At 52.7% G+C, this 24096-nt stretch carries 23 protein-coding genes; 21 read left to right on the top strand and 2 right to left on the bottom strand.

From position 1 onward, the window contains the following. Nucleotides 1–213 precede the first annotated feature (213 nt). Complete coding sequence (locus BLQ59_RS13710) at nt 214–1449, bottom strand: LL-diaminopimelate aminotransferase (RefSeq protein WP_074573402.1); 1236 nt, start codon at nt 1447–1449, stop codon at nt 214–216. Between the two features lie 253 nt (nt 1450–1702). Between BLQ59_RS13710 and rimP the strand changes: the two genes are divergently transcribed. From rimP to BLQ59_RS13640, 14 genes are all read left to right on the top strand, one after another. After that, on the top strand, nt 1703–2158 hold the full coding sequence (gene rimP / locus BLQ59_RS13705; RefSeq protein WP_074573401.1) for a ribosome maturation factor RimP: 456 nt from the start codon (nt 1703–1705) through the stop codon (nt 2156–2158). A 21-nt stretch (nt 2159–2179) separates the two neighbouring features. Beyond that, nucleotides 2180–3316, top strand: coding sequence for a transcription termination factor NusA (nusA, locus tag BLQ59_RS13700; protein ID WP_074573400.1), 1137 nt, complete (start codon nt 2180–2182; stop codon nt 3314–3316). 1 nt (nt 3317) lies between these two features. Then, nucleotides 3318–3599: an RNase P modulator RnpM gene (rnpM, locus tag BLQ59_RS13695; RefSeq protein WP_074573399.1), complete on the top strand. Its 282-nt coding sequence runs from the start codon at nt 3318–3320 to the stop codon at nt 3597–3599. A 2-nt stretch (nt 3600–3601) separates the two neighbouring features. Further along, nucleotides 3602–3922: a L7Ae/L30e/S12e/Gadd45 family ribosomal protein gene (locus tag BLQ59_RS13690; protein ID WP_014424758.1), complete on the top strand. Its 321-nt coding sequence runs from the start codon at nt 3602–3604 to the stop codon at nt 3920–3922. A gap of 20 nt (nt 3923–3942) precedes the next feature. Next, nucleotides 3943–6411 (top strand): translation initiation factor IF-2, encoded by a 2469-nt coding sequence (gene infB / locus BLQ59_RS13685; RefSeq protein WP_074573398.1) that lies wholly within the window; start codon nt 3943–3945, stop codon nt 6409–6411. Between the two features lie 34 nt (nt 6412–6445). After that, nucleotides 6446–6826 (top strand): 30S ribosome-binding factor RbfA, encoded by a 381-nt coding sequence (gene rbfA, locus BLQ59_RS13680; protein ID WP_074573397.1) that lies wholly within the window; start codon nt 6446–6448, stop codon nt 6824–6826. A gap of 5 nt (nt 6827–6831) precedes the next feature. After that, nucleotides 6832–7782 carry a DHH family phosphoesterase gene (locus BLQ59_RS13675; RefSeq protein ID WP_074573396.1) on the top strand — a complete coding sequence of 317 codons (951 nt, stop codon included), beginning with the start codon at nt 6832–6834 and terminating at the stop codon, nt 7780–7782. A gap of 14 nt (nt 7783–7796) precedes the next feature. Continuing rightward, nucleotides 7797–8666 (top strand): tRNA pseudouridine(55) synthase TruB, encoded by an 870-nt coding sequence (gene truB, locus BLQ59_RS13670; RefSeq protein ID WP_074573404.1) that lies wholly within the window; start codon nt 7797–7799, stop codon nt 8664–8666. Between the two features lie 10 nt (nt 8667–8676). After that, nucleotides 8677–9600, top strand: coding sequence for a bifunctional riboflavin kinase/FAD synthetase (locus BLQ59_RS13665; RefSeq protein WP_074573395.1), 924 nt, complete (start codon nt 8677–8679; stop codon nt 9598–9600). Between the two features lie 671 nt (nt 9601–10271). Beyond that, a complete protein-coding gene (locus BLQ59_RS13660) occupies nt 10272–10496 on the top strand; it encodes a FeoA family protein (protein WP_026761104.1) in 225 nt (74 codons plus the stop codon). Nucleotides 10497–10544: 48 nt separating this feature from the next. Then, nucleotides 10545–12440 (top strand): ferrous iron transport protein B, encoded by a 1896-nt coding sequence (gene feoB, locus BLQ59_RS13655; RefSeq protein ID WP_074573394.1) that lies wholly within the window; start codon nt 10545–10547, stop codon nt 12438–12440. 14 nt (nt 12441–12454) lie between these two features. After that, nucleotides 12455–12607 (top strand): FeoB-associated Cys-rich membrane protein, encoded by a 153-nt coding sequence (locus BLQ59_RS13650; protein ID WP_074573393.1) that lies wholly within the window; start codon nt 12455–12457, stop codon nt 12605–12607. Nucleotides 12608–12714: 107 nt separating this feature from the next. Beyond that, nucleotides 12715–13869 carry a D-alanyl-D-alanine carboxypeptidase family protein gene (locus tag BLQ59_RS13645; RefSeq protein WP_081342587.1) on the top strand — a complete coding sequence of 385 codons (1155 nt, stop codon included), beginning with the start codon at nt 12715–12717 and terminating at the stop codon, nt 13867–13869. Between the two features lie 112 nt (nt 13870–13981). Next, complete coding sequence (locus tag BLQ59_RS13640) at nt 13982–14737, top strand: class I SAM-dependent methyltransferase (protein WP_074573392.1); 756 nt, start codon at nt 13982–13984, stop codon at nt 14735–14737. A gap of 54 nt (nt 14738–14791) precedes the next feature. Here the strand turns inward: BLQ59_RS13640 and BLQ59_RS13635 are convergent, their stop codons facing one another. Further along, a complete protein-coding gene (locus BLQ59_RS13635) occupies nt 14792–16111 on the bottom strand; it encodes a hemolysin family protein (protein WP_074573391.1) in 1320 nt (439 codons plus the stop codon). A 174-nt stretch (nt 16112–16285) separates the two neighbouring features. Here BLQ59_RS13635 and BLQ59_RS13630 point away from each other — a divergent pair, with 174 nt between their 5' ends. From BLQ59_RS13630 to BLQ59_RS13600, 7 genes are all read left to right on the top strand, one after another. Next, on the top strand, nt 16286–16819 hold the full coding sequence (locus tag BLQ59_RS13630; protein ID WP_074573390.1) for a gamma carbonic anhydrase family protein: 534 nt from the start codon (nt 16286–16288) through the stop codon (nt 16817–16819). Nucleotides 16820–16838: 19 nt separating this feature from the next. Further along, entirely contained in the window at nt 16839–17276 is a 438-nt protein-coding gene (gene ndk, locus BLQ59_RS13625) for a nucleoside-diphosphate kinase (RefSeq protein WP_074573389.1), read from the top strand. 142 nt (nt 17277–17418) lie between these two features. Further along, nucleotides 17419–17676 carry a carbon storage regulator gene (locus BLQ59_RS13620; protein ID WP_074573388.1) on the top strand — a complete coding sequence of 86 codons (258 nt, stop codon included), beginning with the start codon at nt 17419–17421 and terminating at the stop codon, nt 17674–17676. 16 nt (nt 17677–17692) lie between these two features. Continuing rightward, a complete protein-coding gene (locus BLQ59_RS13615) occupies nt 17693–19339 on the top strand; it encodes a putative manganese-dependent inorganic diphosphatase (RefSeq protein ID WP_074573387.1) in 1647 nt (548 codons plus the stop codon). A gap of 114 nt (nt 19340–19453) precedes the next feature. Next, nucleotides 19454–21751 carry a DNA helicase PcrA gene (pcrA, locus tag BLQ59_RS13610; RefSeq protein WP_074573386.1) on the top strand — a complete coding sequence of 766 codons (2298 nt, stop codon included), beginning with the start codon at nt 19454–19456 and terminating at the stop codon, nt 21749–21751. A gap of 133 nt (nt 21752–21884) precedes the next feature. After that, the gene (locus BLQ59_RS13605; RefSeq protein WP_074573385.1) at nt 21885–23819 is read left to right on the top strand and encodes a helix-hairpin-helix domain-containing protein; all 1935 of its coding nucleotides are present in this window, start codon (nt 21885–21887) and stop codon (nt 23817–23819) included. Between the two features lie 83 nt (nt 23820–23902). Next, the coding region (locus BLQ59_RS13600; protein WP_143005282.1) for a helix-turn-helix domain-containing protein at nt 23903–24096 on the top strand (194 nt) is incomplete at its 3' end.

Below are 24096 nucleotides of genomic sequence, written 5' to 3'. Positions count from 1 at the left end.
AGCACGCTGAAAGACGCGCCGTTGGCCTGCCCGGCGCATTCAGACTAAGGAATGTTGACCTTGCCGAGCGGGTCGTTTAGCGCAACCAGAAAAAGTACTCCCCCGTGAACCCCTGACTGCGCATGAGCGGGATACCTTTGCCACGAACTCCCCGATAAACTGCAATTTAAAAAGTCCGCTGATTCAGCGGACTTTTGTATTAGGGAATATCTTTTAGATATGCAGTTTGTTTTTGATGCGTTCTACGGCGCGTACCGTATTTTCGCGGTTGCCGAAGGCGGTCAAGCGGAAGTAGCCTTCGCCGCAGGGGCCGAAGCCGGCGCCCGGGGTGCCGACGATGTTGACTTCCGTCAGCAGTTTGTCGAAGAAATCCCAAGAGGGCATATCATTCGGCGTCTTGAGCCAGATGTACGGAGCATTGACACCGCCATAGGCTTCGATGCCGGCGGCCTGCAGGCCTTCGCGGATGATGCGGGCATTTTCCATATAGTAGGCGATGGTTTCCTTGACCTGCTTCTGTCCTTCTTCCGTGTAGATGGCCGCAGCACCGCGCTGGACGATGTAAGCCGTACCATTGAATTTCGTCGTATGGCGGCGGTTCCAGAGTTGGTTGAATTCCACTAAGCTGCCATCTTTGGCGCGGCCTTTGACCGTTTTCGGGATGATGGTGTAGCCGCAGCGGGTACCCGTGAAGCCGGCGGTCTTGGAGAAGGAACGGAACTCGATGGCTACATCCTTGGCGCCTTCAATCTCGTAGATGGAGCGGGGCACATCTTCTTCCGTGATGTAGGCGGCATAAGCTGCATCAAAGAGGATCACGGATTCATTTTCCTTGGCGTAGTTTACCCATTTGGTCAGTTCCTCGCGGGAAAGAGTCGTGCCCGTGGGGTTGTTGGGGCAGCAGAGGTAAATCATATCCACGCGCTCTTTGGGCAGTTCCGGCGCGAAGTTGTTGCTGGCATCGCAGGGCAGGTAGGTCACGCCTTCAAAATGGCCGTCTTCGTTGAGCGTGCCCGTGCGGCCGGCCATGACGTTGGTGTCGAGGTAAACCGGGTAAACCGGATCGGTGATGGCTACCTTATTGTCTTCACCGAAGATTTCCTGGATATTGCCGCAGTCGCTCTTGGAACCGTCGCTGATGAAGATTTCATCGCTGCCGATTTCGATGCCGCGGGCCTTGTAATTGTGCTCGATGATGGCGTCCGTCAGGAAGCTGTAGCCCTGTTCCGGACCATAGCCGCGGAAGGTATCGGCATTTGCCATTTCGTCCACGGCCTTGTGCATGGCTTCGATACAAGCCTGTGGCAGCGGCTGGGTAACGTCACCGATGCCTAAGCGGATGATATCTGCATCCGGGTTAGCTTCCTTGAATGCAGCCACGCGGCGGGCGATTTCAGCAAAGAGGTAGCTGCCGGGGAGTTTCATATAGTTGTCATTGATTGTTGCCATGGAAAAACCTCCAAAAGAATTATTCTCAATATAACTTTTTGAATATAGTATAAAGCATTAGTATATATAATTGCAATAGGAAAAATTATTTTTCAGCTGTAAATCTGTAAGCAGAAGAAAAAAATCGAAATCGTAAGGGGCAAAGACTTTACAGGCATGGAAAAAAATGTTATTATAAATAAGTCAACTTAAAGTTTTATGCTAAAGAGTGGGTGCAAACCCACTCTTTAATCTTGTATAGGGAGGTGGATGTATGGCTGCGAAGAATATTGAAGAATCCGTGGAACTCATGGTGCAGGAACTCTTGGCCGGTCAGGACGTGATTGAACTGGTGGATGTGGAGTATGTCAAGGAGTATACGGATTATTATCTGCGTGTCTACATCGATAAAGAAGGCGGCATTGATATTGAGGACTGCCAGGAACTCAGCGAGAAGCTGGAGGTAATCCTCGACGAGCAGGATATCATTCCTGATGCGTACATTCTGGAGGTTTCGTCGCCGGGCATTGACCGCGTGCTCAGAAAGCCCCGGGATTTGGTACGGGAGCAGGGCAAGGCGGTGGATGTGACTCTCTATGCACCGCTGGAGGGCAAGAAGAACCTTACCGGCGTGCTCACCGGCTTTGACGGAGAGAAGTTCACGTTGGACGATGAGCTGACCATTGAGCTGAATAAGGCGGCGCAGATTCGCCTGCATATTGATTTCTAAGGATATTGGGAGGATTAGATTTTGGCAAGAAGAACAACGAAAGCTAAGGACAACGGACAGGAGTTCTTAGAGACTCTGCGTGAACTGAGCAGAGATCGCGGCATTGATGAGGAAGTTTTGTTTGATGCGATTGAGCAGGCCCTGATCACGGCCTACAAGCGCAACTTTGGTTCCGCGCAGAATGTGCGCGTAACCCTTTCCCGTGACACGGGCAAGTATCATGTATATGCCGTGAAGACTGTCGTGGAAGATGCAGAAGATGAGATTACGGAGATTTCCTTGGCACAGGCACTCACGATCCGTCCGGACTATGCCGTAGGCGATGTGATTGAAATCGAAGTGACGCCGGCTAACTTTGGCCGTGTGGCTGCTCAGACGGCTAAGCAGGTCGTTGTGCAGCGCATCCGTGAAGCTGAGCGCGGCATGATCTACGAAGAGTTCCAGAGCCGTGAAAGCGATATCCTCACAGGCCTCGTACAGCGTGTGGAAAACCGCAATGTGTTCATTGACCTCGGCAAGACGGAAGCCGTGCTGACGCCGGCAGAACAGATCCCGACGGAAACCTACAGCCATGGCGACCGCATCAAGGCGTTCATCGTGGAAGTCAAGAAGACCAACAAGGGACCGCAGGTTGTGGTATCCCGTACGCATCCGGGCCTCCTCAAGCGTCTCTTTGAGCTGGAAGTTCCCGAAATTCAGGAAGGCATCGTGGAAATCAAGTCCGTAGCCCGCGAACCGGGCAATCGTTCCAAGATTGCCGTCTGGTCCAAGGATGAATCCGTGGATCCTGTTGGTTCCTGCGTCGGTTACCGTGGCATGCGTGTACAGGCCATCGTTGATGAACTCGGCAGCGAGAAGATCGATATCGTGAAGTGGAGCGAAGATCCGGCTAAGTTCATCGCCAACGCTTTGAGTCCGTCCAAGGTTGTATCTGTGGCTGTCAATGAAACCGAAAAGGTTTCCCGCGTGGTCGTTCCGGACTATCAGCTGTCCCTGGCCATCGGCAAGGAAGGCCAGAATGCCCGTCTCGCAGCCAAGCTCACCGGTTGGAAGATCGATATCAAGAGCGAATCCCAGGCTGCGGATGAAGAGCTCGATGAAAACATGAATGTGGTGGAAGTGGAAAGCGATGAAGCTTTCACGGCAGAAGGTGAGTAAGGTGAAAACCAGAAAGATACCGCAGCGGATGTGCCTGGGCTGCCAGGAAAGCAAGCCCAAGCGGGAACTCATTCGCATCGTGCGCAGTCCGGAAGGGGAGTTTTCCGTGGATACCACGGGGAAGAAGCCTGGCCGGGGCGCCTATATTTGTCCGAAGATGGAATGCTTCAACGCGGCCCGCAAGAGCAAGGGGCTGGAGCGTTCCTTCAAGAGTCCGATTGACAAGTCAGTATATGAGCTTTTGGAGCAGCAATTGAAGGAGCTGCCGGAAGCCGAGGGCTGAATATGGCAATTACAAATGAACAGCGCATCACAAATCTTTTGAGCATGGCTCAGAAGGCTGGCCGTATCGTATCCGGGGCGTTTGCCGTGGAACAGGCCGTGAAGAAGAAGCAGGCGGTTCTCGTCCTGCTGGCCGGTGATGCCGCAGAAGAAAGCAAGAAGAATTTCATTGCATTAACAGATAAATTCGCGATTCCCTATGTTTACTGTCTCGATCGTGAGACTTTAGGCGCATGCTTAGGCAAGGAATTTCGCGCTGTCGCCGCGTTGACGGATGACGGCTTTGCGAAAAAACTTCGCCAGCTGATGGAGGAATCACTATGAAATAATTCGGGGGTGGATCAATGTCCAATATTAGAGTTTATGAATTGGCCAAAGAATTCAACAAGGAAACCAAAGAAGTCCTGGAAGTCCTGCAGAAAGCAAATTTCCCGGTTAAGAATAATTTCAGCAGCGTCGGTGATGCGGAGCGTGAAGCGCTGAAAAAGCATTACAACAAGAGTGCTGCACCTGCTGCCAAGGCTGCTCCGGCAAAGGAAAACAAGCCCAAGGCTCAACAGCCGAAGGACGTAAAGGAAGCCAAAGAAGCTCCTAAGGCTAAACCGGCAGAAAAGAGTACCAGCCGCAACCATGAGAATCATGACAAGCATGAGAATGGTCAGCGCAAGGCACACAACAATAACGGCAATGGCAATAATGGCAGCAGCAAGGGCAATAACCGCAGCCATGAGAATGCCAACCGTGGCGGCCATAATGAGCGTAGCAACAATGATCGGAATGAGCAGCGCAATGACAACCGCGGCGAACGTGGCAGCCGCAATGACCGCAACAAGAACGAGCGCAACGACCGCCGTGGCGGCAAGAATGACCGGAATGGCCGCAACGAACGCAATGACCGCAACGGAGGCCGCAACAATGACCGCCGTGGCGGCAAGGGCCGTAACAATAAGCGCGGCATGCAGCAGCCGGCACCGAAGATGGAAATCGCCCGTCCGAAGCACATCAAGCTGCCGGAAATGATTGCCGTCAAGGACCTGGCTTCCAAGATGAGCTACACGGCTGCGGAAGTAGTCAAGAAGCTCTTCATGATGGGCGTTATGGCGACCATCAATCAGGAAATCGACTTCGATACGGCAGCGCTCGTAGCTTCCGAATTCGGTGTGACCTGCGAAGAACTGCCGCCTGATGCAGATCCGACGGAAATCCCGGAAATCGAAGACGATCCCAAGAGCCTCAAGCTCCGTCCGCCGGTGGTTACCGTTATGGGCCATGTTGACCATGGTAAGACTTCCTTGCTTGACTGCATCCGCAACACCCATGTATCCGCTCACGAAGCCGGCGGTATTACCCAGCACATCGGTGCTTATCAGGTAAACTGCAAGGGCAAGAAAATCGTCTTCCTCGATACGCCGGGCCATGAAGCTTTCACGGCTATGCGTGCCCGCGGTGCTCAGATCACGGATATCGCCATCCTCGTAGTAGCTGCAGATGACGGTGTTATGCCCCAGACGGTAGAGGCCATCAACCATGCGAAATCCGCAAACGTGCCCATCATCGTGGCCGTCAACAAGATCGATAAGCCGGGGGCTAATCCGGACCGCGTGAAGCAGGAACTCATGGAACACAACCTCGTGCCGGAAGAATACGGCGGCGACACCATTATGGTGCCGGTTTCTGCAAAACAGCAGATTGGTATTGATGACCTGCTTGAAAACGTCCTGCTTGTAGCAGAAGTGGAAGAGCTCAAGGCCAACCCGAACCGCGATGCCCGCGGTGTCATCATCGAAGCCAAGCTCGATAAGGGACGTGGTACGGTGGCAACGGTTCTTGTACAGAACGGTACCCTGCGCATCGGTGATTCCGTGGTCTGCGGCACGACCTATGGTAAAGTCCGCGCCATGATTGACGACCGTGGCAACAATGTCAAGAAAGCTGGCCCGTCTGTACCGGTTGAGATCCTCGGTCTTAACGATGTACCGGCTGCCGGTGATATCCTGGCTGTGCTGGAGGAAAAACAGGCCCGCTCCATTGCGGAAGCTCGTGTAGAACGCCAGCGCAATAACCTCATCAAGAGCAAGAAGGTTTCCCTGGATGATCTGTTCCATCAGATTCAGGAAGGCGAGATCAAAGACCTCAATATCGTGGTCAAGGCCGACGTACAGGGTTCTGTCGAAGCACTCTGCGGTTCCCTCTTGAAGCTCAACAAGAATGACGAAGTACGCGTCAGCGTGGTTCATTCCGGCGTAGGTGCCGTCAACGAATCCGATGTCATGCTAGCTTCTGCTTCAAACGCTATCATCATCGCCTTCAACGTGCGTCCGGATGCCAATGCCCGCCGCGTGGCTGATACGGAAGATGTGGATATCCGCACTTACCGCGTCATCTATGATGCCCTCAACGATGTCAAGGATGCTATGAGCGGCATGCTCAAGCCGAAGTACAAGGAAGTTGTTCAGGGCCGCGTGGAAATCCGTCAGGTAATGAAGTTCTCCAAGGCTCTCGTTGCTGGTTCCTATGTCCTCGAAGGCAAGATCCACAACAATTCCAAGATCCGCATCATCCGCGACAATATCGAAGTGTTCGACGGTGAGATTGACTCCCTGCGCCGCTTCAAGGATGAGGTCAAGGAAGTAGCTGCTGGTTACGAATGCGGTATTTCCATCATTGACTTCCGCGATTTCAAGGAAGGCGATATCATCGAAGCCTACACGATGGAAGAGATCGCTACGGATATCAACGAGGCCAACAAAGAGGCTGCCAGAAAGCGTCAGGCAGAAGCTGCCGCCCGGGCTGCCAAAGAAAACGAGGAATAATGACAGAAATTGAAGTAGAAGGAGGTGCGCGCTAGTGGGACAGCTGCGTGTGGAAAAAGTTCAGGAACTGATGAAACAGGAGATCAGCCAGATCATCCTGCGGGAGTTAAAAGATCCCCGCATTGGCTTTGTCACCGTGACTTCCGTGGAATGCACGGGAGACCTGCGGGAGGCAAAGGTCTTTGTGAGCCTGATGGGCAGTGAATCCCAGGTCAAGGCTTGCTGGACAGGCCTCAATAGCAGCCTGGGCTTTATCCGCCGGGAAATCGGCAAGCGGATTCGGTTGCGGGTAACCCCGGAAATCAGTTTCGCGCTGGATAAGTCGCTGGATTACAGTGCGCATATCCAGGAACTGCTCTTAAAAATCAAGGCCGAAGAAGAAGCAAAGAATCCCGAAACGGCCTCTGAGGAGTAAAATAAATGCAGATTTCATTGAAGGAAACGGCAGCGGTCTTGAAGTCCGTGCAGCGCATTGTGATTACTTCCCATGTGAACCCCGATGGCGATGCCATCGGGAGCTCTTTGGGACTTATGCATGCGCTCAGGGCTTTGGGCAAAGAGGTGCAGGTTTTCATCGATGATGATATCCCGGCAGCATTTTCTGTGTTGCCGGGATATGAGCTTATAGGGAAACCTGTGGAAGGGCAGAGCATCCCCGCTGACCTGCTGGTGGCAGTGGATGTGAGCCTGGACCGCATCGGTTTGGTAAAGGAGGCCGTTACGGCTCCTACCCTGAATATCGACCATCATATCACCAATGACGGTCAGGCCGATAAGCTCTATCTCGATGGAACGGCAGCCGCCACTGCTGAAATCATTTATCATTTGATTGAAGAATTGGGCGTAACCTGCGACAAGGATATGGCTATGTGTCTTTATACTGGTTTAGCTACCGATACAGGCTGGTTCCGCTTCTCTAACACCACGCCCGATACCATGCGTACGGCAGCAGATCTGCTGGCCTGCGGTGCGGTGCCCAATGTCATCTCTGAGTCGCTGGAACAGCGTCCTTATGAGGAAGTACAGAATCTGGCTGCGGCCATGCAGAAGATTGAACTGTTGGCCGATGGCAAAGTGGCAGGCATCTGCCTGGACTATGCTGCTTTGCAGGAACATGAGGCTCCTGAAGGCCTTATCGGCATGGTGCGGGTGATTGAGGGCGTGGATATCGCCTTCACCCTGAAGGAAAAGGAACCCGGCCTCTGCCGCGTGAGCCTGCGCTCCAAGGGCATTGACGTGACGAAGATTGCCCTGCAGTTTGGTGGCGGCGGCCATGTGCGGGCAGCCGGCTGCTCGATTGAGAAGAACTGCGTTGAAGCCCGGGCTGATTTGCTCAAAGTCATCATGCAGGTTCTGGAGGAAGAAAAGTGACGGAGGCAAAGCCGCTGAGCGGCTTTCTCAATATCCTGAAACCTCCCGGCATGAGCTCGCATGATGTCGTGGGCTATGTCCGGCGCGTGCTCCATACGAAAAAAGTCGGTCATGCCGGCACGTTAGATCCAGCGGCGGCAGGCGTCCTGCCTGTGGCCGTGGGGACAGCCACCCGGCTGATCGAGTATCTGGAACTCACGGATAAGACCTATCGGGCGGAAATCAAGCTGGGCATTGCCACGGACAGCGGCGATGACACGGGGAAAGTTTTGACTCGTCAGACTGACTGGTCAGATTTTGACCGGTCAACGATTGAAGCTGCTCTGGCAGGCTTTCGCGGGAAAATCCGTCAGACGCCGCCTGCGCATTCGGCCATCAAGATCAATGGTCAGAGGGCCTGCGATTTACTGCGGGCGGGCCAAGAAGTAGAGGTTCCCTCTCGGGAAGTCACGATTTACCGCTTGGAATTGCTGGCCCATAGCCATGATAGCTTGCTGATTGACTGTGATTGCAGCAAGGGCACCTATATCCGCAGCCTCTGCCAGGATATTGGCGAGGCCTTGGGCGTACCGGCAACCATGTCGTTCTTACTGCGGCGCAGAGTCGGTGACTTCACGGCTGAGAATGCTTTGACCTTGGAAGAACTTTCTGCAGCCGGAGCAGGGGCTTTGCTGCCTGCGGATCAAAACTTAAGCTCTATGCAGCGTTTTGAATTGAATCCCAAGCGGGAAAAAGCCTTCTGCAATGGCCTGTCGAGCACGGTGCGTAATTTCACGGCTGAGACGGAAAGCCTGCGGGTTTATGCCGATGGTCATTTTATTGGCATTGGCCGTTATGATAGAGACAGAGAAGAAATCCTGCCGGTAAAGGTAATAGGGCGGTGACGAGAAAATCGTGGAAGTATACAACAAGCTAACAGATTTGACAAAGAAATACCCCCGGCTGACGGTGGCTTTGGGCATGTTTGATGGCGTGCATATCGGTCATCAGAGCATTATTAGCCATGCAGTGGACCTCGCTAAAAAAATTGACGGCAAGTCTGTGGTCTTCACCTTCAGCAATCATCCGCTGTCGGTACTGGCGCCGCAGGCTATGCCGCCGCAGATTGGCAATAATATCCTGCGGGAAGCGCGGCTTGAGGAATTGGGCGTGGATATCCTGATCAATATCCCGTTCACCAAGGACTTTGCCGCCCGCCGTCCCGAGGAATTCCTGGAGCTTCTGCGCTTGAATCTGGCACCTTACTATGTGGTGACGGGGCCGAATTACACCTTCGGATATAAGGGCAAGGGCACGCAAAGGATGCTTCTGCGCTCGGGCAACGAGTACGGCTTTACGGCGGAAATCTGTCCCGCTATCCTGCGGGACGGCCGTCCTGTAAGCTCCACTCGCGTGCGGGCACTGCTGGCGGAAGGCGATCTGCATATGGCCAGTGATTTCCTGGGCTATCCCTTCACCGTGATGGAGCGCGTGATCCATGGCGACGAGCGGGGCCGAGTCATCGGTTTTCCAACGGCAAACCTGGCCATCAGCGAGCAGCGCGTGATGCTGCCCAACGGTGTCTATGCTGTGGGGGTAAAGTTTCAGGGGAAACGCTATAACGGCGTAGCCAATATCGGCAACAACCCGACCTTCAAGGGCTGCAACCGCCGCATTGAAGTCAATATCGAAGATTTCAAGGGCGATCTCTACGACAAGCTCATTGCCGTGGAATTCTTGGAGAAACTCCGCGATGAAGTGAAGTTCAGCGGTGTGGAGCAGCTCGTGAAGCAAATCAAAAAAGACAAGGAAAAAGCCAAGAACTATTGGCGTTATTAAAAATGGGGGATGCAACTCCCTGAAAGCCGGAAAGCCCGCTGACGAAATGTCAGCGGGCTTTTCGGCTAAATTGCAGTTTGTTGGGCAGTTCGTGCTAAAGGTATCCCGTTCATGCGTTATCAGGGGCTCACGGGGGAGTACTTTTGCTGTTTCCGCTAAACGTCCCTCCCTGGCAATTAGAGTTGTTTAGCTGGATGCGCCGGGCAGGCCAGCGGCGCGTCTTTCAGCGTGCTATCCAGCAGCTTTTTCTGTCGGGCCGGTCTTCGCTGCGCTCAGACTGTCGCTCCCACAGCAAAAGCACTCCCCCGTGAGCCCCAAGATACGGAATCAGCAATCGGCACGAACCGTTGCTCCCGTAACAAGAACATCGATGTGTTTGCAGCTTACAGCCGAGACTTAGCTATTTTGACACAGATATACCTTTGGGTGGAGGCGAAGAAGTATCCCCACCTCCGCCCCACAAATCTGTAACCAATTGCGTTCAAGCACGCAACTACAAACTGCAATTTATATGTAAAAATGATGCAATAAACTGAAAATTGGTGAATGATAATTTTTTCTATTTGTAAATGAGAATCCTTGACAAGTGTGATTGATATGCGTTATCATAACTTAAGTAGAAATAATCTCATTATCATTTTATTAGAGGATTTTATTAGGAGGCGTTGATTTTGACATTGAAAGACGGTAAGACCGGCATGACGCTGAAGATTCAGCAGATTGGCGATTCCGACCTCAAGGAAAGACTGATGACTATGGGCCTCACTCCCGGTACCAAGGTAAAGGTACTCCGCAGTGCACCTTTGGGCGACCCCATTGCGATTGGTGTTCGTTCCTATAATCTGGCTTTGCGTCGTGACGATGCAGCCAAAGTACAGGTGCAGCAGGTAAATTGATCGTCATGGAGATTGACAAAAATGGATAGAGGAGATGTAGTGAATACAATGTCAACATTAGCAGTAGCACTTACCGGCAACCCGAACGTCGGTAAATCCACGATTTTCAATGAACTCACTGGTGCCCGTCAGAAGATTGGTAACTGGCCGGGTGTAACAGTAGACAAGAAGGTTGGTTATACCCGTCATAATGACCGGGCTATTTCCATCGTGGACCTGCCGGGTACCTACAGCATCAATGCCCGTTCCCCGGAGGAAAAGATCGTTATCGATTACCTCCTAAACAATAAGCTTGACCTTGTGGTGGATGTGGTGGATAGCTCCAACCTCGAGCGCAATCTGTTTTTGACGGTGCAGCTGTTGGAGCAGGGAATTCCTGTTCTCATCGACCTCAACATGAAGGACGATGCTGAACGCCGTGGCATCATTGTGGACTGCCGTAAGATGGAAGATGCTTTCGGCATGCCCGTAGTGGAAAGCATTGGCCGCAGCAGCAAGAGCACGAAGAAGCTCTTAGATGTCTTCACCAGCACGGTGATGGATAACTATCAGCCGAGCGATCGCGTAAAGGCTCATATCGCCAAGGTGCAGGAAATCAAAGCCAGCAGCAAGAGTGAAGACCAGAAGAATGAGGAAATCATCGAAGCCCGCTATGCACTGATTGACACGGTCATGTCAGAAGCCGTCACAGTCAAGAGCGTGGGGGCCGATATGTCCGAGAAGCTGGACAAGTTCCTGGCCAATGGCATCCTGGCGCTGCCGATTTTCCTGGCCATCATGTATGCGGTGTTCAACATCACCTTCGAATGGATTGGCCAGCCGATTGCCGATGCTTTGGATTCTGCTATCAATGAAGATTTCCTGGAATTTGCCAAGGACAGCCTGACCGAAGCCGGTGTGGCTGAATGGATGGTTTCCCTCGTCTGCGATGGTGTCATTGCCGGTGTGGGTGCGGTGCTGACTTTCGTACCGCTGATCTTCGTCCTGTTCTTCTGCCTGTCCTTCCTGGATGGCACGGGCTATATGGCTCGTATCGCCTTCATCATGGACCCGATCATGCGTCGTTGCGGCCTGACTGGTAAAGGCGTTATGCCGCTGATGATGGGCTTTGGCTGCGGTGTTCCCTCCATCATGGGTGCCCGTGCACTGGATTCGGAAAAAGACCGCATGGTTTCCATCATGGTTTCCCCGTTCCTCACCTGCGGTGCGAAACTGCCGATCATGGCTCTGTTTGCAGCCATGTTCTTCCCGGATAATGCTGCAGATATCGTGTTCTCCATGTACATCATTGGTGTGGTTATGGCCATTGTCGCTGCCAAGTTGCTGGGCAGCACGGTGTTCAAAGATGGTGGTTCCACTTTTCTGTTGGAACTCCCGCCGTACCGTATGCCGGATATGAAGACGGTTCTGCTGGAAACCTGGGATAAGGGTAAAGGCTACCTCGTCAAAGCCGGTACGATTATCTTTGCCGCATCTGTTCTTCTTTGGGTTATGTCCAACTACAACTTCGACGGCCCCTGCGAAATCAATGAATCCATCCTGGCTACGCTGGGCAGCTGGATGAGCACCCTGTTCGTGTTCCATGGCTTTGACACTTGGGAAGCCGGTGCTGCACTGCTCTCCGGTATCATGGCCAAAGAGACGGTAGTAGCAACGATTGGTGTTCTCTATGGTGCTGCTGATGTTTCTACGGAAGCAGAAGATGCACTGGAAACGGCTGATACCCTGATGAAGACGGGCATGGCTTCGAGCTTTACGGCACTGTCGGCATTTGCCTTCATGATTTTCTCTCAGCTCTATACACCCTGCGTAACGGCTCTGGGTACGATCAAGAAGGAAGCCGGCAGCTGGAAGTGGATGGGCTTCTCCGCTGTCTATATGTTTGTGATTGCCTGGGTGGTTTCCCTGGTGGTATACCAGATTGGCAGACTCCTCGGCTTCTGATTGGAGGAATCAATATGGCAACTTATGTTGTAGGTGCAGTGCTGGCGGTGGCTTTGTTCTTCGCTGTGCGGCATGTGTATAACAATTTCCGCACGGGACATAATGACTGCTGTAGCAGCAGTGAATGTAACTGCGGCTGTTCAGGATGCCATAGCCACAAATCCTAAAGAAATTTCCCGTGCATAAAAGTGCATAACGTGTTATACTATAAGGGCTTTCCTAAGGGAGAGCCTTTTATTTTTTGTTTTTTGTATCTGTGTGGGGAGATTATATTTTGAAAGTATGGCAAAAGATTTTCTCGATATTTGTTGGTATATGTATGCTGGCGGTGCAATTGCCGGTGGCGGCTGGTGAGGGCGGCGAACCGGATATCAGCGCACAGGCGGCCATCATCATAGAGGCGACCACGGGGCGGGTGATCTGGGAGAAGAATGCCGATGACCGGCTTTACCCGGCCAGCATGACCAAGATGATGACGGGAATCCTGGCTTTGGAGCAGATGAACCTGCGTTCCGACATTACCATGTCCAGCGCGGCAGCGCATACGGAATCCTCGCCTTTGGGAGTATTGCCGGGAGAACGGATACGGACGGATGAACTCCTGCAGGGAATGCTGCTGGAATCGGATAACGGTGCGGCCGTAGCTTTGGCAGAAGCCATGGCCGGTAATGTCCAGGCCTTTGCCGGCATCATGAATGGCAAGGCAGCAGAACTTGGGATGAAGGATACGCATTTTGTCAATCCCAATGGGCTGACGGCGGAAGGGCATTACTCTACGGCCCGGGATATGGCGAAACTGGCCCGTTATGCCATGCAGAACAAGGAGTTCCGGGAGATTGTGGCGCAGCCTCAGCGGGTAATCCGTTGGGAAGCGCCCAAGAACAAGGTCTTCCATGCGCATAACACCAACAAACTGCTGGGCAAATATGAGGGGATGACCGGTATCAAGACTGGCTGGACGCAGGCGGCAGGCGGCTGTCTGGCTGCGGGTGCCAAACGCAATGGCGTGGAGCTCATCGTGGTGCTGATGAAGGCACCGACGTTGGATGACCGCTTTAAGGATGCGGCCAAGCTCTTAGATTATGGCTTTGAGCATGTGAAGATGACCAAGGCGCTTTCCCGGGAACGGGTGAGCCGCAAGGTTTGGGTGACCAATGGTCAGCAGGCTTCGGCAAATCTTTATCCTGCGCAGGACATCAATTTCCCGCTGATCAATGGCGAGGATAAGAGTCATTACACGTTGACCTACAATGTGCCCAAGGTTGTGGATGCTCCACTGAAGGCAGGCACGCCCGTAGGGCAGATCGTGGTTCGCTATAACGGACAGGATGTAGAGCATGTGGACATGCTGGCAGAGAACGTGAACAGCGGCTTCAGTGTCGGATCTTTCCTCGTGAAGATTTTTTCCTGGGTATTGAAATTGGTATAATGAAAATTTTTTAAGCCTTCCGGTGGTTTTATAACCCCCCGGGGGGCTTAAATTTTTGCGGGGGAGGGAGTAAACTAAGTAAAAAGGGATGGGGAAATGGAGGACATGGCTTATGAAAAACAATGTGCAGCAAAAAGTTTCCGCCTATGAACAGGATTTGGCGTTGAATGATCTGATTGAAGCTTACTGGGATGAACGCAGTGGTGATTTCAGCAGATTGCGGCTGAAGGAACTGGCTGGTCCCTGTGCTGTGGCCTGGCGTGGCTATCTGGAGGAAAAGCTGGCCGCAGCAGGTTCGCTGAAAATCCTGGATGTGGGGACTGGTGCGGGATTCTTTGCGATCATACTGGGCAGTTTGGGCCATCAGGTCACGGGCATCGATATGTCCGGGGATATGCTCCATCAGGCAAAGCAGAATGTATTGGCAGCAGGCTGCCGGGCAGAATTCCGGAAGATGAATGCGCAGGCGTTGGATTTTGTCGATGATACTTTCGATGTGGTGATCAGCCGTAACCTGACCTGGACGCTTCCTGATGCGATGCAGGCTTACCGTGAATGGCGGCGCGTATTGAAACCGGGTGGCAGGCTGCTGAATTTTGATTCGGATTATGGGCTGATGACTTTTTCCCGTAAGGAAGATCAGGCCGATGTCCATGCCAATATCCGACAGGAACTCGTGACGGAGTGCAACGAGATCAAGGATGAACTGCGGATCAGCACACATCGCCGTCCAGCCTGGGATGCACAGTTTCTGCGCAGTCTCGGGATGCAGGTGACGGTGGAAGAAGATATCGCCCCCAAGGTTCGTGTGGATGCGGCCATGAAATTTGATACGCTTCCTTTGTTCGGCTTGATTGCGAGCAAATGACGTACATAGTAAAGAACCGCCTCTCTTGGCTTAGAGAGGCGGTTCTTTACTATATTATTCAGCTGCCGTTTCTGTATTTTCCGCAGGTGGGTTTTGGGTGATCATGATCTTATCGATGCGGGCCCCGTCCATATCCACGACTTCAAAGGTGAAATCCTGCCAGTCGATACGTTCGCCGGCTTTGGGGATATAACCGAAATAGGAGGTAAGGAAACCACCCATGGTCTGGTAGTGATCGTGGTTTTCATCAGGCAGTTCTTCAAGGGAGAAGCGCTCCTTGAAATCGTCGATGTCGTAGAGACCGTCTACAAGCCAGCTGTTATCATCCCGCGGGGTGAGCTGGGCCGTGTCCTCTTCGTGGGCGGCAAAGGACTCGCCGGCAATCTCCTGCAGGATGTCATCCATGGTCAAAAAGCCAATTACACCGCCGTATTCGTCCAACACCATGGCTTCATGGATGCCGGTGGAATGGAACTGCTTGAGCACGCGGAAGGTTTCCATGGAGCGGGGGATGAACAGGGGCTTGCGGATATACTGGGATAAGTCTAAAACTTCATGGGCCAGGGTGGCATTGAGCAGGTCTTTTGCATAGAGCACGCCGCAGAAATCATCGAGGCTGTCCCGGCCTACCGGGAAGATATCCTGCGGCGTTTCCCGGATCAGCCGCAGGTTTTCCCAGAGAGAGTCGGAAAGATCGAGCCAGAGCATCTGGGTGCGCGGTGTCATCAGGGCATAGGCCGTCTGGTCGCTCAGGTGGAAAATCCGGTCCACCATGGCCTGTTCGGTCTTTTCAAAGGTGCCATCCTCGGTGCCCTGCTCGATGAGGTCCTTGACCTCGTCTTCCGTGACGGCATCGGCAGCCTTGGGATTGATGCCGAAGATCAGCAGGATCATATTCGCTGAGCCGGACAGCAGGGAGACAAAAGGCCGGTTGATCTGGGCCATGGTCCGCATGACGCCGTGGTATTTCAGGAGCATCTTTTCCGGATCATGCAGGGCGGTCTTCTTGGGCAGGAATTCTCCGAGCAGCAGGGAGATATAGGTGATCAGCAGGATGCTGATGACAAGTGCCAGCGTGCCCGCCTGCGGAATGGGCAGCAGAGCCGCAATCATGGGGGCAAGCAGTACGCCGGTGCAGACACCAATCAGGATGCTGCTCATGGTGATGCCAATTTGGGACAGCGACAGCATACGGTCGGCCTGTTCCAGGACCTCCAGTGCTTTTTCTGCTGCGGGATCGCCATCCTCCTGCATTTTTTCCAGTTTGCTCTTATGGCTTTCGGTAATCGCGGTTTCCATCAGGGAGAAGAAACCCAGCGTGAAGAGAAAAATAAACATTAAGGCCACTAATAGGCCCGCGTCAGAACTATCCAACGTAAAGTCACATCCTTAAAATATAGTATAGGAAATATTTTAGCATAGACAGTGGGAAAAACCAATCCTAAAGTTATTTTGTCATGATATTTGCTAAATTTCGTAAAAATCGTTATAATAGAGAATAATAGAAAGTAAATCCAGTTTTCCAAAATGAACCAGGAGGCGGTATTTATGAGCACTATCCTTTCCTACAAAGGGAAAACACCTGTTATGGGCAAAGATGTCTTCATGGCGCCATCAGCTGTGGTGGTGGGCGATGTGGAAATCGGTGAAGGCACGAGCTTGTGGTTCAATGCCGTGGTACGTGGTGACTTTCAGAAACTCACCATCGGCAAGAACTGCAACATCCAGGATAACTGCACCATCCATGTGATGGCGGATGAACCTTCGGAAATCGGTGATCATGTCATTATTGGCCATAACGCCGTGGTGCATGCCAAAAAAATCGGCAACAACTGCCTGATTGGCATGGGTTCCATCATCCTAGGATATACGGAAATCGGTGATAATGTGGTGATTGGTGCGGGCACCCAGCTCACGCAGCACAAGAAGATACCGTCCAATTCGCTGGTTTACGGCAATCCAGCCCAGATCATCCGGGCCCTGCGGGAAGACGAGATTGAAGCTCTGCAGGTTTCGGCGGACAATTACCGGCAGGTGGCGGAAATCTATCAGGCAGAATTGGACAAACTCAATAATAAATAAGCAAGGGGTTAAGTTAGACATGGAAAAGACATTGGTACTCATCAAACCGGACGCATTTGCCCTGCATTACAGCGGCGATATCATCAAGCGGTATGAAGAAGAAGGCTTCCGCATCGTGGCCATGAAGATGCTCAAGATGGATGAGCGGCTGGCTTCGATTCACTATGCTGAACATATCGGCCGTCCTTATTATGGCGATCTCGTGGGCTTTATGACATCAGCGCCGCTGATTGCATTGGTGCTCAAAGGTGAGAATGCCATCGCCCGCATCCGCGAGCTGCACGGCAAGACCAATCCGGCTGAAGCGGCTGAAGGTACGATCCGCAAGCTTTATGCCACCAATGGCCGGCGCAATGCGGTACATGCCTCCGACAGTCCGGAAAGCGCCCAGCGGGAAATCCATATTTTCTTCAATGAAACGGAAATCCTCGACGGCGAGTACCATGTGATGGAATGATTTTCAAGAGAGAGGTTCGCAGATGCGTTTTATCTGCGGGCCTCATTTATTTTTTCTGCCCATAAACTTGTATTTTCGTTTGAAATAACCCCTTGACTTGTGATATCATTAACAGTGACGGAATAAAGGGGGGAGTGCGATTTTGCTGGTACTCACGCGTAAAGCACAGGAAGAAATCATGATCGGCGACAATATTGTGGTAAGTGTCGTCAAGGTCAGCGGAGGAAAAATCAAGTTAGGCATCACCGCACCGCCAGAGGTTTCCATAAAACGCGAGGAAGATCCACAGAAATTTGACCGGCAGGCACGGGAACGTGCAGCACAGGAAGCACATGGTGCGGCCATCAAGGTCGCTGGTCAGAATTTTAGCAAGCAGGCGGCTGAAACCGCTGTAATATGAGGAGGAATTTTTCTTTATGAAAAGCGCAAAACCTATCTATACCATTGGTCATCGCAATCCGGATACGGACTCGATCTGCTCCGCTATCGGCTATGCCCATCTGAAGCAGGCTCTCGGGGAAAATGTTGTTCCCGCTCGGGCTGGCAAGGTCAATGCCGAAACCAAGTATGCCCTGGAGCATTTCCGGGTGGAGCAGCCGCTGCTTTTGGCAGATCTGTATCCGCGGGTGAAAGATGTGATGCTGGACAGCCAGATTGTCGTGCGTCAGCATGATACCCTGCGCCGCCTGGGGGAGGTTATGCGCGAACATGACCTGCGTTCCGTGCCGGTTACGGACAGCAAGGGCGTCATGGTTGGCATCGTGACGGTTTCTGACCTGGCTAAGCGCTATTTCCAGGAACTGGGCATGCAAAATCTGGCCGATATGCGCGTGCGCTATCGTGATGTGATTGCCGCTACCGACAGCAAGGTGCTGGTTTCTGGTGAGGAAGGCGACTTCATCAAGGGCAATGTACGCATTGCCGCTGGTTCCATCAGCATGATCCAGAACATCATCAGCGAAAATGACGTAGTGCTCGTAGGCGACCGTCATGATGAAACGCTGATCGACATCGTGAATCAGGGGATTTCCTGCCTGATCGTGACGGGCAATGGCCGCGTTTCTGCGGACGTTATCGAAGCTGCTGAAGCCAAGGGCATGTTCGTTCTGTCCACGCCGTATGACACGTATACGGTGGCCCGCCTGATCAATCAGTGCGTGCCCATCCGCCGCATTATGCATGAGAATCCGGTCTGCTTCAAGCCGCTGGATATGCTCTCCGATATCAAGGGCACGATGGATGAGACCAACTACCGCAACTATCCGGTGGTGGAAAATGGCAAGCTTGTGGGGATCGTGAGCCGCGACAACCTTATGGTTCCGGAACGCGAACAGGTCATCCTCGTGGACCACAATGAACGCGGTCAGGCCGTAGAAGGCATCGAAGAAGCCAAGATCGTGGAAATCGTGGATCATCATCGCCTCGGCGGCATCCAGACCAGTGAGCCGATTTTCACCCATGCTGAACCCGTGGGCTGCACGGCAACCATCGTGGCTAATATGCATTGGCAGAAGGACATCGATATCCCGGCTTCCATCGCTGGTCTGCTGCTGTCGGCTATCATCTCCGATACGGTGCTCTTTAAATCCCCGACCTGCACGGAATACGACAAGAAGACGGCTTACCGTCTGGCTGAGATTGCAGGCGTGGACATCAACGAATACGGCATGGAAATGCTCAAGGCAGGTTCCGGCATCGGCGATATGACACCGGCTGAGATTGCCAAGAATGACCTCAAGGAGTTCCAGATTGGCGATTACCGCATCATCGTGAGCCAGATTTCCGTAATGGACACTAAGGAAGTCATGGACCTCGAACCGCAGCTGATTGAAGCCATGCAGAAAATCTGCGACCATGATGGTTTCGATATGAGCCTCGTGATGGTTACGGATATCCTCGAAGAGGCAACGTACCTGCTCTTCACGGGTTCCCCGAAGACGCTGATTGGCGAAGCCTTCAAGAAGGATGCCAGCGGCACCCATGTATATCTGCCCGGCGTCATGAGCCGCAAGAAGCAGATCATCCCGCCTCTTTCTGAAGCGGTTAAATGCATCAGCAAATAATTTTATGGTTTGACCTGTTATAAAGGAAGCACCGCCTCTTACATCTGTCAGAGGCGGGCTTTCTGTCTTATGTAAGGACAAGGAAAAAGAGAAAAAGAATTTTGGAGGACTATTTTGGATATTTTTGCAGGACTGAATCCCGCCCAGAAACAGGCGGTTGAGCATACGGATGGACCACTTCTCATTATGGCTGGCGCAGGTTCCGGCAAGACCAAGGTGCTGACATGCAAGATTGCCAATCTGCTGGCCAAGGGCGTGTCCCCTTGGAGCATCCTGGCCATCACCTTTACCAATAAGGCGGCAACCGAGATGCGCGAGCGCGTGGACCGCATGATCGGTGAGGGGGCCAAGGATGTCTGGCTCTCCACCTTCCATTCCTTCTGTGCCAAATTCCTGCGGCGGGAAGTCGAAGCCACAGGGCTCTATAAGCGCAACTTTGTCATCTACGACAGCAGCGACAGCCAGGTGGTCATCAAGGAATGCCTCAAGGAATTGAACCTCGATCCCAAGCAGTATGCACCCAATTCCATCCAGAACGCCATTTCCAACGCCAAGAACCAGCTCATGGGCCCAAAGGCCTTTGAACGGGATGCGGATAATTTCTTCCAGAAGAAAGTGGCAGAAGTCTATGCGCTCTATGCCAAGAAACTCCGGGCCAATAACGCCATGGACTTTGATGACCTGTTGATGGTGTCCGTACTGCTCTTAGAGGAGCACGAGGAAATCCGTGTCAAGTACCAGAATCGTTTCAAATATATCCTGGTGGATGAGTATCAGGACACCAACGGTGCGCAGTACCAGTTGACGAAGATCCTGGCGGCCAAGCATCATAATCTCTGCGTCGTGGGTGATGCGGACCAGTCCATCTATGGCTGGCGTGGTGCGGATATCCGCAACATCATGGACTTTGAGCAGGACTATCCTGAAGCCCGTACCATCAAGCTGGAGCAGAACTATCGCTCTACCAAGAACATCCTGGCGGCAGCTAATGCCGTGATTGAGCATAATATCAATCGCAAGAAGAAAGACCTCTGGACGGAGAATGCTACGGGTGAGAAACTGACCATCTATGAAGCACGGGATGAACGGGATGAGGCGCAGTTCATTGCGACTACCGTGTCCAAGCAGAAGACCTTGTTCAATACGTCTTATGGCGATATGGCCATTCTCTACCGTACCAATGCTCAGTCCCGTGTCATCGAGGAAATGTTCATGCGCAATGGCATTCCCTATACCATGGTGGGCGGTCTGAAATTTTATGACCGCAAGGAAATCAAGGATATCCTGGCCTACCTGCGGGTAATCTACAATCCGCTGGATACTGTGAGCTTGCTGCGCATCATCAACGTGCCCAAGCGCGGCATCGGTGCCAGCACGATTGCCAAGCTCACGGAATATGCGGATTTCAACGGGCTGACGCTCTTCGATGTGATGTCCAATCTGGATGCCGTGGAAGGGCTGACCACCCGGGCCAAGCGTCCGCTGGAACTCTTTGCGACCTTTATCTTCCAGTTCATGGGCTATCAGAGCAATCTGCGTCTGGATGATCTGATTGAAAAGGTATTGGAAGAGTCCGGCTACCTCAAGGAATTGCAGGATGAAAAGAAGCCTGAGAACGAAAGCCGGATTGAAAACCTCAAGGAATTCATCGGCGTGGCCCGGGACTTCCAGAAGACGGAGGAAAATCCGACACTGGAAAATTTCCTGTCCACCTTGTCGTTGGTATCGGATATCGACAATGCGGAGCTTGAAGATGACCGCATTACGCTGATGACCTTGCATTCGGCGAAAGGGCTGGAATTCCCGACGGTCTTCATGGTGGGGATGGAAGAAGGGCTTTTCCCGCATTCCCGCACGCTGATGGATGATAATGAGATTGAGGAGGAGCGCCGTACCTGCTATGTGGGTATCACCCGCGCCCAGCGCAAGCTTTACTTAACCTGCGCTCAGCAGCGTACGATCTACGGCAAGACCAGCGCGTCTACGCCGTCGCGGTTCCTCGATGAGATTCCCGCGGAATACACGGAACGCCTGGTGCCCCGTGTCAACGCCTATGGCTTTGCCAATGCCAATCATTATGGCGCTCAGCAGCGCAGCGGCACCATGACCTTCCGCCCGTCCAGCAGCCAGATGGGCAGTGGCGCGAATTTCTCGGACAAGGCCAAGTCGGCGCTGGAAGTCATGAATTCCCTGCAGAAGCGCAATGTCAATGTCCAGCCTCAGACCGGCGTGATCCGTCCCGATACTTCCGTACAGTGGAAAGTCGGGGATAAGGCCCAGCATGGCAAGTGGGGCGTAGGAACCGTCGTTTCCGTTAAGGGCGAAGGCGAAGAAGTCGAGCTCAAGATCGCGTTCCCGGGCCAAGGCGTGAAGGGGCTTATGCAGAAATATGCGCCCATCAGTAAGGTATAACATATTGGCATCGTAGGCGCTGGGCAGAGGGGGATAACTTTCCTTCGCTTAGACAAAAAGCGTCAAACGCTACGGAAAGCCATCCCCCTCCGCCCGGCTTACTGCGGACTATCAATATCAAGAAGGTGATATAGTGTCACAAGATTTAACACGAGAAGAACATTTAGCAGCAATCAAGAAAGCCGACCGCGAATACTATGAATTGGACGATCCAGTGCTGGCTGATGAAGAATACGATGCCCTGCGCCGGGATTATATCGATAAATACGGCGCCGAGGATCTGAACTATGTGCCCGGCGGCGCTACCGGTGATTTTGATAAGTTCACCCATCCCAGTCCGGTGACTTCGCTGAGCAAGTGGACCAAGGGCGTGGATGATGAGGCTGATCTGGTCAAGAAGGTCGAAGAACTCTGGCCGGTAGTGATCCAGCCGAAGTTTGACGGTCTGACTGTCGTAGCTTATCCGAATGCCGATGGTTCCTGCCGGTTTGTCACCCGGGGCTTAGGCGGGCGGATTGGCGAAGTCCTGCCGAACTTTATCCGTGAATATGAAGGCCCGGGCGTCAATAAGAGCGGCTATGCCGTCCGCGGTGAAGTTTATATCACGCAGGAAAATTTTGCCAAGATGAATGAGGAACTTATGGCTCATGGCGATGAACCCATGAAGAACATGCGCAATGCGGCAGCAGGACTTCTGCGCCGCAAGGAGCGCAGTCCTTATGTGGATTATCTGAGCTATGTCTGCTATGAGCTTCCCGGGGAGGATGTAACGCCGCAGGAAGCCCGGCAGATCATTTCCTCCCATACGGAATTCAAAGTGACTTCTATGCAGGAACTTGCATCGCCGAATAGTGCCTTAGAAGAGATCGAGGCCTACTATGATGCGCTGAAGCTGCAGAATACCATTCCCATCGATGGCATCGTAGTCAAAAGTGGACAACGGAACAGCCTGGAAAAATTCGGTTTCACGGCGCATCATCCGCGCAATGGCTTTGCCTATAAGGCACTGTCGGAAAAATTCGTGACCGTGGTGCGCGATGTCATCTGGCAGATGGGGCGGCGCAAGGCTACGCCGGTAGCCATTGTCGATCCCGTGGAGATTGACGGCGCTACGGTAACCCGCGCTTCGCTTCACAATGCGGCCATGATCAAGGAATTAGGTCTGTCTATCGGCGCTACGGTGGAAATCCATAAGGCCAATGAGATCATTCCCCAGATCACCAAGGTGTTGGAGCCGGGGGATACCGAGATCACGTTGGCTGTCTGCCCTTCCTGCGGTGAGCCTTTAGAGGAGATCAACGGCCAGCAGTTCTGCAACAATCCGGCCTGCGACGAGCGCATCGCACAGGATATCGCCTTTGTGGGCAGCAAGGATGTGCTGAATATTGACGGCTTGTCCATTGAGACCGCCCGCAAGATGGTAGCCTATTGGAAAGAGCAGTATGCGGCAGTGAAGCCTACCTATACGATCCTCTTCAGCTTCACGGCGGAAATGCTGGCGAAACTGGAGGGCTTTGCTGAAAAATCGGCGGAGAAGCTCTATAACAGCATCACGGCAGCCAGCCAGGATGTGGAACTGCCACGCTTTATCAAGGCACTCTGCCTGCCGGGGATTGGCACCGATGTGGGTAAGATCCTGGCAGATCGCTTTGGCAGCATCGAGGAAATCAATCAGGTCATTGCTGAGGCCGAGGAGCCGCAGGCCATGCTGCAGGAAATCAATGGGATTGGCCCCAAGACGGCAGAAATGCTGACCTCGAATAAATTCAGCATGGCCGTGAATATGCTGCAGCGTCATGTGACCATTGCCCCGTATGCCAAGCAGGAGGCTCCGGCAGGAGAATACGCAGGCAAGGTATTCGTCCTGACCGGTAAGATGGCCAAGCCGCGAAGTTTCTATGTGGAACTGATCGAAGCTGCCGGCGGCAAGGAAGGCAAGTCCGTCAGCAGCAAGACGGATTATCTGGTCATACAGGATGTGAACAGTACCAGCGCCAAGGCGAAAAAAGCCCGGGAAGTCGGTACGCAGCTCATAAGTCCTGAGGAATTGGAAAATATGCTGCTTTGATCACGAAAAGCCCTCAAGTGATATGCTCCCTATTAGGTAGACAGAAGAAATAATAAAACTGTCTGCTTGATAGGGAGCATTTTATGTACAAGAAGAGATTATCACCCGAAGAGAAAATCCACTTCATTGAAAAGTATAAACGTGGAGAGGGCAGTTATGCCTCCATAGCCGCGGATGCAGGCGTTGACAGCAGATCCTTCAGGCAATGGGTTCGTAACTATGATGCTTGCGGCCCGGATGTATTCTTCAAACGACATCATCAGCGCTATTCTGTTGA

The sequence above is a fragment of the Pseudoselenomonas ruminantium genome, assembly GCF_900104055.1.
Classification (GTDB): Bacteria; Bacillota; Negativicutes; order Selenomonadales; family Selenomonadaceae; genus Selenomonas_A; species Selenomonas_A ruminantium_C.
This window is presented reverse-complemented; position numbering and strand designations above follow the sequence as displayed.